Source organism: Lysinibacillus sp. NPDC056232 (assembly GCF_042267565.1).
Lineage (GTDB): Bacteria > Bacillota > Bacilli > Bacillales_A > Planococcaceae > Lysinibacillus.
In genome coordinates this window covers 55,526-67,978 of the sequence record NZ_JBHJTF010000003.1, presented here as the reverse complement: position 1 = coordinate 67,978, position 12,453 = coordinate 55,526, and the positions used below count along the sequence as shown (strand labels likewise).

Genomic DNA, 12,453 nt, shown 5'->3' with positions numbered 1-12,453 from the left:
ATGAGATCGATAAGTAATTGTGTTGAAATAGATGACAATAATTTTACAAATAATCCCTCGTCTGAAATAAACATAGTAACTCTTCTGGAATTTCTACTGAATCCTTATAAAAAAGATATACAGGAACACTTGGTAATGCTATTTCTTCGAAGGGAACAATGTTAAACCGCCCTTCCATCCGCTCTCTTCTCACAATCATCCGTGGCAAAAATGACATCCCTAATCCATCTTTTATCAAGCGCTTTACCACATAGGATTGGGATATGGACACTTGCTTGGTCACTACATATTTTTCCTGTAGTTTATGTAATAAATCCTCCCAAATAGTTGGATGATGGTGTGTAAATAAAGTGTAGGTTTGAAATAATTCCTCATAATCAATATAAGCCCCTGTCTCATCATCGAAAGCATCCAGTGGAATAACCAATTCTAAAGGACTCTCTACAAGAAGCTCTTGATGCCAATGTCGATAACGGGTTGGCAATAAGGAAATACCAATATGAGCCTTATCACTATTTATTAAATCTTCAATTTTTGCTGACTCCTCCACTAGAATCGATATTTCAATGGTAGGATTTTCATTGATAAACTGATAGATAACATGGGGCAATATTGTTTCCACCATTAACGGGGTCATTGCAATAATTAGCTTTTCTTCAATTCCCTTTGTTGCTAACTGGAAACGTTCAATACTTTTATCCCATTGATGGATGATTTGCTGAGCTTCTATGAGAAAAAGGTGCCCTGCCTCCGTTAATTGCACACGATTCTTTTCACGTTTGAATAATTTGACATTTAAAAATTGTTCTAACTGATGAATATGAACTGTAATACTTGGCTGCGATAAATGTAATTCTTCTGCGGCTACTCGAAAATTACAAGATTTTGCGGCTACTACAAAAGACTGTATCCATTTATAATCCAAAATGTCACCTCTTTCATTAATGTTCTTAATCAACTTCATTAACTATATTTAATTTACTAAATTATCCAATAATAATAAACTTAAAAGTAGATCGATTACTTTTATACAAAGGGGAGAATCGTATGTTAGCTAAATTAAGTAAGCAATTTCGTACTTTTGCAAAAGATGAATGTGCAAACTCAAGTCCACTGTATGAACATTTAGCGAATAAGATTGCCAATGATGATGAACTATTAAAAGTTGCGACATTTATACCTCAAGGACAACCTGCACCTAATTTATTATTAGCTGGTGTTCAGTATTTGCTGTCATCATCAAAGGACGATTTAGTTCATTTTTATCCATCTTTAACGTCAACACCCAAAGCATTAAATGAAGTGTACCCAGTTTTTAAAGCATTCGTCTTATCCCATTTAGAAGAATTGAAGACTTTATTTCAAGAAAAACTTGTTCAGACTAATGAAATTCGCCGTTGTTCTTACCTTTATCCGATGATGACAGAAATTTATAAACGCCACCAAAAACCATTAGCCTTCATTGAAATCGGAGCAAGTGCAGGGCTTCAACTTGGAATGGATCAATACAATTACTGTTATAATCAACAGCTTCATATAAACAATTCTAATAGCGATTTTGTTTTGTCCTCAGAAAATCAAGGACAACCGCTCCCAGCTTCCATTACAAATGCTCCCGTTGTTTGTCAGCGAGTGGGCATCGATTTAAATCCTATTGATATTCATAATGAGGAAGAGCTCCAATGGCTCCAAGCATTAATTTGGCCAGAGCATCAAGAACGAAGACTTTTGTTAAATCAAGCGCTCCCTATTTTAAAAGAGCTCGATTTACAACTGATAAAAGGAGATGCCATTAAACTTATAAAAGAGATTAGTAGAGATATTAATGAAGATGCGATATTAGTTGTTTACCATACACATGTGGCCAATCAAATCCCAATGGAGTTACGCCTTGAATTAATGGAGCAATTAAAAGAGATCAGTATGGAACGATCTCTTTACCATTGTTATAACAATTTATTTGATATGCAACTACATCAAGATTTTATTGATCAAGGGGAAATAGAATCTATACGAATAATGGAACGCCCTGATGGTCATGCTCGATGGTTCAAGTGGTCCAACCAAAACTAAACATTAACAAAAACGCTGCATAAGATTTAATCTCATGCAGCGTCATAAAGTATGACCCTCCGACAAAACGAGGGGTTGATCTCCGTTCCGGCTGGGCGCTTTATTGGGGGCGTCGGGCTATCTTCTATCTGTTACTCTCCTTATTTCGCGGTATATTTTTTGATCGCAGGTAGAATATCGTTCCCTATAATTTCTATGTTCTTCATTAATTTATCGAACGGCACACCACCAAAATCAATTTGTGCCATAAATCGTTGCATGCCATAGAGCTCGTATTGATATAGTAATTTTTCAATAATTTGCTCCTTACTTCCGACCATTAAGGCGTCTCGTGTATCCGGCGCTTGCGCCAATTGTTGCTTTGGATAACCGGCGCCACGAATTGCTTGGAATCCACCATTTAAATGTGGGTACATCCCTTCTAGTGCCTCTTGTGTCGTATCAGCAACATAAAATAGGCTTGCTGTAGCAATCGGTAACTCTTGCGGATCAAAGCCACTTCTCTCTGCTGCTTCTCTGTAGGCATCTACTGATGGCTTAAAGTTAACTGCAGGACCACCTAATGTCGTTAGCATCATCGGAATGCCCATATAACCTGCTTTAATGGCACTTGCAGGTGGTCCGCCGACAGCTCGCCAAATTGGTAACGAGCCATTTTTAGGTTGTGGCAAAATTTGCGCATTATGAAGTGGTGCACGGAATTGTCCTTCCCAAGTGACCAGTTCGTTGTCATTTATTTTTTTCAGTAACTCTAATTTTTCTTCAAAAATGTCTTCGTAATCCTTTAAATCAACGCCTAGTAATTGATATGCACCAACTCGAGAGCCACGCCCTGCGACTATTTCTGCACGTCCATCTGAAATTAAATCAATCGTTGCAAAATCTTCATATACACGTACCGGATCAGAAACACTTAGTACTGTCGCGGAGCTTGTTAATTTAATTTTTGATGTAGCTTGTGCGATCGCTCCTAAAACAACCGTGTGTGCCTGTGTAGTAAAGTACGATTGGTGACTTTCTCCCACACCAAACACATCAATACCTGCTTGTTCTGCAAGCTGACTTGCTTCAACTAGCTCTTGGATTCGTTGCTGAGCTGAAATTCGTCCACCTGTTAATGGATTTGGAATATGATCCCCTAATGAATAGAGGCCAAATTCGATGCCTTTCGATTGATCAATGCGGTATTTTTCCATGATTAAACCTCTCCTTAATCTAGTGGTTCTAAAATAGCTTCGATTTCTGCACGTCTTTCTTCTAAAAATGGTGGAAGATCAAGTTCTTTTCCAAGATCCTCTACTGCCGAATCAACGGTAAACCCTGGTCCATCTGTCGCCATTTCAAATAAAATTCCATTACGATCTCTGAAGTAAAGACTTTGGAAATAATAACGATCCACAATGCCAGTACTATCAAAGCCTAGCTCCTTAATTTTGATATCCCACTGTTGTAATTCCTCCACTGTTCCGACGCGTAGTGCAAGATGATGAATACTACCACGACCAGGTTTCTCACTTGGTCCTTCTAATTCTTGAACGACGATTTCTCCAAGCACTTCACCAGGAATGGATTGCAAGACTGCTTCTTTTTCACTTTCTGCTACAGCTGTGTAATTAAATAGCTCTTTCAATAAGCTAACTGTCCGTTGCAAGTAACGAACTGTAATTTCAATTGTACCCATCCCTAAAATGCGATGTTCCGCCGGGATATCAGAGCCGTCCCACGGTTGCCAATGAGCTGGTGTTTCGTGACCATGGTTGTTTAGAAGCACCATTCGTAACCCTTCATGATCCTCAAAAAACAATGCATCTTTTCCTGCAAAAGTTGTAATTTCACTATGTTCAACCTTTAATTCTTGAAAACGATTTTCCCAATATTGCAGACTGTCATAGCTTGGCACTAGTAGTCCAATACGTGTAATGGCATTTGTTCCTCGAACTGTCCGTCCTGCTACAGGCATTTCAAAAAATGTTAATTCTGTACCTGCAGCACCTGTTAAGTCTCCATAAAACAAGTGATACATGGAAGGCGAATCTTGGTTTACTGATTTCTTAACACGACGTAAGCCGAGAATTTTTGTATAAAAATCATTATTACGTTTGCCGTTTTTTGTTAGCATTGATATATGATGATGTCCACTTAATTTGTCCATGAATGTTTCCTCCTCATTTTCACTTGACTAAGCAAGTGATGTTGTAAAAAAAATCACGCTGGTGGTAATTTTTTTTCACGACTATGCTTCTCTAATTTTGACATGAGTATATTTAAAGTTTTCATTTCTTCTTCTGTTAATATTTCTTCAAAAAATGAAGATTGAAACTGTAGCTGACTTGGTGTTGCCTCATCAATCATCTGCTCGCCTTTAGCTGTCAGCGAGATTGTTTTGGTCTTCCAATTTTGCTTACGTTCAATAAGTTCCTCTTTTTCAAGACGAGCAAGCATCCGAGACATACCACCTTGCGTCACTGTCACTTTCTCTGCTAACTGTGATTGCGTTAACGGTGCATATGTCTTTATTTGTATTAGGACATCAAATTGTGCAGTCGTTAAGTCAAAGCGCTTTAAAAACTCATTGGATAGCTGGTTACTTTGATTTGTAAAGCGCATCATCCGAATCCATGTCAGTGATCCGAGCGTGTGTTTTCGCATCGCTTCCTCCTCCTCTCATTCATCACTTTACAACGCAAGTGATAAATAAGCAAGGAAAATATCTTGAATTCGAGATATTTTCCAGTGTGAAGCTCACACTTATATAATGCCATGCGTCGTAATTGGATATAAGTTTCCTTTAAAGGCAAAGGAAATTCTCCCTGTTTCTTCTGACACTACCATGACAAGCGCATCACTTACTTCACTTAACCCTAATGCTGCTCGATGTCTTGTACCTAATTTCTTTTCCCCCGTATATCTCTCTGAAAGTGGCAGTACATTTGCTGCTGATTTAATTAGATTTTGGCTTATTAAAACTGCGCCATCATGCAGCGGATTTCCAGGAAAAAAAATAGATTCTAATAAGGAATGCGTCACTTCTGCGCCAATATGAATACCAGGCTGTATATGAGGTGTCAGCGAATCCTCCCGTTCAATCACAATTAGTCCACCGTGTCTTCTTTTAGACATATTTTGTACGCAATGCGAAAGCTCAGGATATTTTTCAGTAAACGGGGAAAGATAGCAATTTAAATAAAATGTTGCAGCTTTCATTTCAATCGTTACAAATTTCTCTTTAATTTTTTCGAAATTTCCAAGAAGACAGTTTGCATCAGTATCCATAGCTTCTACACTTTGCTGTAATGAATGAATGACCTGCAAAAGCTCTTCCTTTAATGTTTGTTTCATTGGTGAAAAATCGCAATTTGTTGGATCCAAAAAAACACCCCGCTTTTCCAATTTATTATGTATTTATTTTTTAGTTTCTCTAGATGGAATTATTTTATTCGTTTTGGATTTCATTATGTCAATCTTTCTAAAAAATTGTTTCCAAAAATGTAGTATTAATGAAAAGAGGTATCTTACAAACACAAAAAAGAGGCAAAATGGAATTCAAAAACACGTGTATCCATTAGAATACACGTGTTTTGTTTAGCTTACATTTGTCCAGCACGAATTTTCTTAATAATGCTAAATGTCGTGTAGGCAGCAGCCGGCGCAAGCACAAAAATAAAAATAAGCCAAACCGTTAAGTTATCCGTAGCTTTTAACGTGTCATAATTTGAGATAACAAAAAAGATAAGTCCAAATAGTAATAAATAGCTCAGCACATTTGGAAAAATAACAATTAATCGCAATAGTGCTGGTGGCATCTTTTGCTGATTCATATTAAACCACTCCCCTTTAGTCAATTATACGAAAATCTACTATTTAGTGCATTATTTTTCTCCAATATTCTAAATCTTCATATTACATTAATTTCTACATTGTATATAGTCATTTTTCAATTGATAAGTTTGGACAATTTAAATCAATCATGCCTCGGCATAATTCCGTGACATCCTCCGGAGGCTTTGGGCCAACGGATGTTTTTCGCGCGAAAGCGTAGCGTCAGCAGCGTGATGTGGTCACTCAGTCATGTGTTGTTGCTGTCGCTTCGCTTTCCCACAGATAAAACCGTGTTGCTGTCGCTTCGCTTTCGGTACAAAAGACATTTGCTGAAAGAAGTTAAATAATAGCCTTGCTACATTAATGTAGCAAGGCTATCCAAAGTTGTTTATTGAAGTCTATACATTCACAAACTATTGTTTAATCTTTTTTTAGATGGAACAAATAGAGTTAAAACAAATGCAAGTATCGCTAAGATTGTCATGAAATAATAAGCATCACTTGAACCTAAAATGGAAGCAAGTGTACGAATACCTTCAGCCGTAGCATTTGGTGATTCTGCTAGCAATGTTTTCGCATGGTTTGTAGTCTGTGATGTGAAAATTGTAATAACGACAGCAGATCCTATTGCACCTGCAATTTGACGTAATGTATTATTCACTGCTGTACCATGCGTTACAAGTGTCTTAGGTAAGGCATTCAAACCAGCTGTGTTCAATGGCATTGTGATAAAACTCAACCCTATACGTAGAAAAATGGTACGTATCATTAAAAAGCTATAGGTTGTTGTTTCTGTTAAATCTGTTACAACCCACATAGAAGGAATGACAAAAATCAAACCGATAATAAATAACGGTTTTGCACCAAAGCGGTCATACATTTTTCCTGTCACTGGAGACATAAAGGCATTTACAAGAGCACCCGGTAATAATAATAAACCAGCGTCTAATGCCGTAAACCCTCTTCCATTTTGCAAGTACATTGGTAATAAAATCATATCTGCATACATCATCATTGTGACAATAATGTTGATGATGGACGTTAGTGTAAATAATTTATTTTTAAAAACAGATAAGTTGAGAAGTGGATCAGAAGATTTCATTTGACGAAGACAGAATATTGCCGTAGTCAGTATCCCTACAAGTATAGTACTTATCACAACTTTATCATCCCAGCCATGGCTTCCTGCATTACTAAAACCATACAAAATAAGACCAAAGCCAATTGTTGATAAAATAACACTCACGACATCTAACTTTGCTTTTGCTGTTTCTGAGACATTAATTAAATATTTCATAGCCATGAATATAACGATCACGACAAATGGAATGATACCGATAAATAACCAACGCCATGAATAATAATCTATTACAAAACCTGCTAATGTTGGTGCAATGGCTGGAGCGAAAATCATAGCTAGCCCAATTAACCCCATCATACTGCCTCTTTTTTCAGGAGGGAAAATAAACATTACGATGCTCATTAGCAACGGCATAATAATTCCTGCACCTATTGCTTGAATCATACGACCAATTAGTAAAGTGGTGAAGTTCGGAGCTACTGCACAAAAAATAGAGCCTACTAATAAAAACAGCATTGAACTTATAAATAATTGGCGTGTTGAAAAACGTTTCATTAAGTATGCTGTAATAGGGACTAGCACCCCGTTAACTAACATAAAACCAGTAGCTAACCACTGAACGGTTGTAGCAGAAACGGAAAATACGTCCATTAAATTACTTAATGCAACGTTTAACAGCGTTTGATTTAGTGTAGATAAAAAACATCCGAAAATTAAAACTGTTAATAGTACTTTTTTATTTATCGATTCCGACATTACATTCTTCCTCTTTCCACTTGTTTTATTAACACTATGTCAATAAAATAGATAATAACACGTTTGTTTTTTGATTCCTATTTACAATTTTTCAAGAAGTGTCAATTAAACAACAAAATTAAAAATAGTATTAATTAAATTTGCATTTAATAGATAAAGGAGAATTAAATTGACTACACACAAAAAACAAGACCCACGAGCTATTCGCTCGAAACGGGTATTTAAAGAAGCTGTCGTAGATATATTAATCGAAAACCCAGATATTTCGAAACTTACAGTACAAAAAATAGCCCAACGTGCAGAGCTAAATCGAGCAACTTTTTATTTACATTTTATAGATATTAATGATTTATTAAAGCAAGTAGTTTACGATATGTTCGACGACTTGTTGTCGGAAATGTCTCCAACTTTACAAATTGATAATTTAAATAATCAAGAACAATTAATTACGTTTTTAGATTACTTTTATAAGCATAGAAAAATTTTAGCTGTGCTATTTGAACATCCTGGTTTCATTAAAAAAATGCATATGACATTAAAGGACTTGATTGTCATACAACGTAAAAATGAAGGCGCTGACAGTACTCTATCAATGGATATTCTCGCCTCTTCAATACTTGGGATACTCATGTGGTGGCTCAGAAACGGGGTTCATTTTAGCTCCGAATATATCGCAAATCAAATTCTTGAATTATATCGATAAACGGGTGATTTCTTCTGATGGCTGTATCTCCAATAATTTTCAACCCCAACTTTTGATGAAGAGCAAAAAAGCTTGTTACTTTTTGGCTGTAACAAGCTTTATAAACTCATTAACATTCGTGGCTACCGCTTCGCTTTCGCACAGAAAACATTTGTTGCTGCCGCTTCGCTTTCGCACAGAAAACATTTGTTGCTGCCGCTTCGCTTTCGCACAGAAAACATTTGCTGAATTAAGATAAAAGTACCTTATAAATGATGCTTCATTTATAAGGTACTTTACGTTTTTGATTAATTTAGTATATTGTTATTCCATGTAAATACTGATTGATCGGATGTCAGGAAAGTTTGTGGGAATATCTCCTGTGCATCTGCTAAAAATTTCGGTAAATCATGTGGTAAAAAGCGAGCACTTAAATGGTTCAGAAGTAAATAGTTCGCGCCTGCTTGTTGTGCCACTTTTGCCGCTTCGACATTTGTAGAGTGTCCATAGCTGGCTGCTAAATCTGTCGTCGTGCCATCAAAGGTCGCTTCATGAATAACGATATCTGCCCCATAAGCTAAGGAAACAGCCTCCGGACAGTATTTTGTATCGCCTAATATCGTGAGCGTAAAGCCTTTTTTCGGAGGAGCAACGACATCTTTTGCATAAACTATAGTGCCGTCTGCAAGCTCAATATCTTTCCCAGCTTTTAATTGTCCTAAGCTAGGGCCTTTAGGAACACCTAGAGCCTGTGCTTTTTCTATTAACAGTTCACCAGGCAAATCTTTTTGCTCAATACGGTAGCCGAAGCATGGAACTACATGTCGCAATTCACTTGCGCTCACTGTAAAATGTTCATCCTCATAAATAATACCTTCATTGACTTCAACAAATTGTAATGGATAGGTTAAATGCGTTTTTGACAAGGCTAAGGTTTGCTCAATCCATTGCTGTAAACCTTGTGGACCAAATATCGTTAATGGCTCATCTCCACCTTGAAATGAACGAGAGCTTAAAAAACCAGGTAAACCGAAAATATGATCACCATGTAAATGTGTAATGAATATTTTCGTTACTTTACGTGGCTTTAACGATGTGTGCAAAATTTGATGTTGGGTCGCCTCGCCACAATCAAAAAGCCACATTTCCCCCACTTCATCTAAAAGCTTTACCATTAGGGCACTTGTATTTCTTTCCTTTGAAGGCATTCCTGCGCCTGTTCCTAAAAAATGTAGTTGCACATATGCCACCTCACTTCTATATCTATATCGCTTTATTGTACCCTATCGCTCCCAATAAAAAAAACCTTTGGTCACTAGTTTTGTCCAAAGGTTTAATAATTATTTCGGCTCCCATGATACAAGTGCCGCATGGAAATCATGACGATAATAATAACGCCCGTTCTTTTCCTCAATAAATGGCAAAAGCGACTCCTCAACATGTGCTCTATTAAAAGTATCGTTTAATATTTTTTTACTTTGTGTTGTTACAAGTTGCTCAAAGCTGTCATATTCATACACTCGCTCTAAAGGGATGATTTTGCACTCTGCATAAATATCCATTTCATAGAGTAAATTTAAAAATTCTATATAATCTCTTCGTGGAAATTTAATATCGTAGCCATACTTTTCATATAAAATTTCATAATGGGGTTGTATCGGCCCTGTCGTCATACCAATAATTGCACGCTTTTTAGCTAGACGATTCATATGGCAAAGGGCGGATTTGATGTCATACATACGATAAAAACAATTGACACCAATGACTATATCGTGCGTTTTTACCTCATCTTCAGCAAGGCTTTCCCATTTTGCATGAAGATAAGAAACATGTTGCTTGTCTTCCATGCAATTTTCTAAATAGCTAAGAATACTTTCTGAGCTATCTACACAAGTTAGCTTTCGCACATGATCAGCTAGTGGAAATGTATAATTGCCCCAGCCTGGACCAATTTCCAATACCGAGTGCTCGGTTTGGATACTTTTTTTAATTTCTTGAAAAATTTTTGCTGCATAAGGATCTGTTTGTCCTGTCCTTTTACGGGCGATGGACTGCGCCCAAAACTGCTCCTCTAGTTGATCATTGACCATTCTTTCAGGCATTTGGCCATGCCAGTCTTTCATACCTTCCTGCCATAACGCCTCATAATCAATGGCTAACGGTCCTTTTCTTGTCATACTTGTACCTCTAAATTCATAATTTCGTATACTTTTTTCATATCAAGATTCGCACGCACATGCTTTGCAAGCATATTGTAAGCGTCCTCTCTACGTTCTGCGTCACTTTTTACATCACTTGGTAAAGTAGCGAGGCCCTTTTTCACGCGAATGTCGTTGATGAGCTGTCGTGTAAAGGTACGATTATGGAATAAACCATGGAAATATGTTCCGATCACTAGTTCATCGGCACTTACTGCCCCATCTACGCGCCCATCTGCAAGCTGTAAAAATGGTGATACTTCATCACGTAAAATTTTTGTACGTCCTAGATGAATTTCATAACCAGTAAACGTGTCCTGCCCTCTTGTTCCAGTCATTTGAACAGTCTTTTTATCGCCAACAAATACAGTTTCCATTGGCAATAATGCTAGACCTTGCGCTGAATCGCCATTTCCTTCTACAGCATCTGGGTCTAATAACGTTTCGCCAAGCATTTGGAAGCCACCGCAAATGCCAATAATTTTTGTCCCTCGTGCGCGTAAATTAGCTATCGCTTGATCGAAGCCCTGCGCCTTTAACCAAGCTAAATCATCTATAGTACTTTTTGTTCCAGGTAATATAAGTAAATCGGGCGTCCCAAGCTCATTGACATTGCCAATTAAACGGACACCAACCTCTGGCTCATCAAAAAATGGATCAACATCTGTAAAGTTTGAAATGCGCGGCAAGCGAATCATGGCCACATCCACAGCAAACTCTCCAGGCTTTGGCTTTTTAAAGCGTAATGAAGATAATGCTAGTGAGTCTTCAGCCTCAATATTGACCTCTACATACGGTACAACTCCAAGGACAGGAATCCCCGTTTCACGCTCTACCCATTCAATGCCATCATCAAGTAACTCACGCATTCCTCTGAATTTATTAATTACCAACCCTTTTACACGTGCGCGTTCTGCATCGTCAAGTAATGCGAGCGTTCCAACAATCGATGCAAATACTCCACCTCGATCAATATCAGCGACTAGCACAACCGCTGCATCTGCTAGATGAGCCATACGCATATTGGCTATATCACGGTCTTTCAAATTAATTTCTGCCGGACTTCCCGCCCCTTCAAGGACAATGACATCATATGTATTTTGTAAAGTTCGCACTGACTTTTCAACGATTGGCATCGCTTCTTGGACGAATTGATTACGATAACTTTTGGCGTCCATATTTAAAAAATGCTTACCATGAACAATCACTTCCGAAACCATATCCTGCTTTGGTTTTAGCAATATCGGATTCATATCCGTAGTTGCGACAACACGTGCCGCCTCTGCTTGTACACCCTGTGCACGGCCAATTTCTCCGCCATCTTGAGTTACAAACGAGTTAAGGGCCATATTTTGTGATTTAAACGGTACAACCTTTATCCCATCATCAGAAAAAATACGGCACAGCGCAGTACAAATCATACTTTTCCCTACATCAGAAGCCGTTCCTTGAATCATGATAGATTTTGCTGGCATAGTCTTTTCCCTCCCTTATGTATAGTTGAAGCGCGGGGGCAGAATTTACTTCGCGGGTGTTCCTACTCGTTCCGCGGGTTTTTCCCCTCAAAGCGCGGGTATTCTGCTTCGTTCCGCTGGTATTTCACTCCAAAGCGCGGGTATTCTGCCTCGTTCCGCGGGTATTTTGCTCCGTTCCGCGGGTATTTCTCCTCAAAGCGCGGGTATTCCTCCGTCGCGAAGGGGGGCTGCTTGCTTCGCGGGTGTTCCTACTCGTTCCGCGGGTATTTCACTTCAAAGCGCGGGTATTCTGCCTCGTTCCGCGGGTATTTTGCTCCGTTCCGCGGGTATTTCTCCTCAAAGCGCGGGTATTCCTCCGTCGCGAAGGGG

At 38.2% G+C, this 12,453-nt stretch carries 12 protein-coding genes; 2 read left to right on the top strand and 10 right to left on the bottom strand.

Going from position 1 to position 12,453, the window contains the following annotated elements; translation table 11 throughout:
• Positions 1-43 precede the first annotated feature (43 nt).
• A complete protein-coding gene (locus ACFCYJ_RS03580; RefSeq protein WP_376070782.1) occupies positions 44-925 on the bottom strand; it encodes a LysR family transcriptional regulator in 882 nt (293 codons plus the stop codon).
• Positions 926-1,047: 122 nt separating this feature from the next.
• Between ACFCYJ_RS03580 and ACFCYJ_RS03575 the strand changes: the two genes are divergently transcribed.
• The gene (locus tag ACFCYJ_RS03575; RefSeq protein ID WP_376070779.1) at positions 1,048-2,073 is read left to right on the top strand and encodes a DUF2332 domain-containing protein; all 1,026 of its coding nucleotides are present in this window, start codon (positions 1,048-1,050) and stop codon (positions 2,071-2,073) included.
• A gap of 140 nt (positions 2,074-2,213) precedes the next feature.
• Here ACFCYJ_RS03575 and ACFCYJ_RS03570 read toward each other — a convergent pair whose 3' ends face one another.
• From ACFCYJ_RS03570 to ACFCYJ_RS03545, 6 genes are all read right to left on the bottom strand, one after another.
• The gene (locus ACFCYJ_RS03570) at positions 2,214-3,269 is read right to left on the bottom strand and encodes an LLM class flavin-dependent oxidoreductase (protein WP_376070777.1); all 1,056 of its coding nucleotides are present in this window, start codon (positions 3,267-3,269) and stop codon (positions 2,214-2,216) included.
• A gap of 14 nt (positions 3,270-3,283) precedes the next feature.
• Positions 3,284-4,225 (bottom strand): ring-cleaving dioxygenase, encoded by a 942-nt coding sequence (locus tag ACFCYJ_RS03565; RefSeq protein WP_376070776.1) that lies wholly within the window; start codon positions 4,223-4,225, stop codon positions 3,284-3,286.
• 53 nt (positions 4,226-4,278) lie between these two features.
• Positions 4,279-4,722 (bottom strand): MarR family winged helix-turn-helix transcriptional regulator, encoded by a 444-nt coding sequence (locus ACFCYJ_RS03560; RefSeq protein ID WP_376070775.1) that lies wholly within the window; start codon positions 4,720-4,722, stop codon positions 4,279-4,281.
• A gap of 99 nt (positions 4,723-4,821) precedes the next feature.
• Positions 4,822-5,442 carry a sporulation-specific diadenylate cyclase CdaS gene (cdaS, locus tag ACFCYJ_RS03555; RefSeq protein ID WP_376070773.1) on the bottom strand — a complete coding sequence of 207 codons (621 nt, stop codon included), beginning with the start codon at positions 5,440-5,442 and terminating at the stop codon, positions 4,822-4,824.
• 218 nt (positions 5,443-5,660) lie between these two features.
• Complete coding sequence (locus ACFCYJ_RS03550) at positions 5,661-5,891, bottom strand: acyl-phosphate glycerol 3-phosphate acyltransferase (RefSeq protein WP_349661459.1); 231 nt, start codon at positions 5,889-5,891, stop codon at positions 5,661-5,663.
• Positions 5,892-6,298: 407 nt separating this feature from the next.
• Complete coding sequence (locus ACFCYJ_RS03545) at positions 6,299-7,729, bottom strand: DHA2 family efflux MFS transporter permease subunit (protein ID WP_376070770.1); 1,431 nt, start codon at positions 7,727-7,729, stop codon at positions 6,299-6,301.
• A gap of 169 nt (positions 7,730-7,898) precedes the next feature.
• On the opposite strand from ACFCYJ_RS03545, the gene ACFCYJ_RS03540 reads away from it, so the two are divergent.
• Complete coding sequence (locus tag ACFCYJ_RS03540) at positions 7,899-8,432, top strand: TetR/AcrR family transcriptional regulator (protein ID WP_376070767.1); 534 nt, start codon at positions 7,899-7,901, stop codon at positions 8,430-8,432.
• 287 nt (positions 8,433-8,719) lie between these two features.
• Here ACFCYJ_RS03540 and rnz read toward each other — a convergent pair whose 3' ends face one another.
• The 3 genes from rnz to ACFCYJ_RS03525 form a co-directional block, all read right to left on the bottom strand.
• Positions 8,720-9,652 (bottom strand): ribonuclease Z, encoded by a 933-nt coding sequence (gene rnz / locus ACFCYJ_RS03535; protein ID WP_376070764.1) that lies wholly within the window; start codon positions 9,650-9,652, stop codon positions 8,720-8,722.
• Between the two features lie 99 nt (positions 9,653-9,751).
• Positions 9,752-10,588 carry a class I SAM-dependent methyltransferase gene (locus ACFCYJ_RS03530; RefSeq protein WP_376070762.1) on the bottom strand — a complete coding sequence of 279 codons (837 nt, stop codon included), beginning with the start codon at positions 10,586-10,588 and terminating at the stop codon, positions 9,752-9,754.
• Positions 10,585-12,084 carry a cobyric acid synthase gene (locus ACFCYJ_RS03525; RefSeq protein ID WP_376070759.1) on the bottom strand — a complete coding sequence of 500 codons (1,500 nt, stop codon included), beginning with the start codon at positions 12,082-12,084 and terminating at the stop codon, positions 10,585-10,587. Before ACFCYJ_RS03525 ends, ACFCYJ_RS03530 begins: the two co-directional genes overlap by 4 nt.
• Positions 12,085-12,453 lie beyond the last annotated feature (369 nt).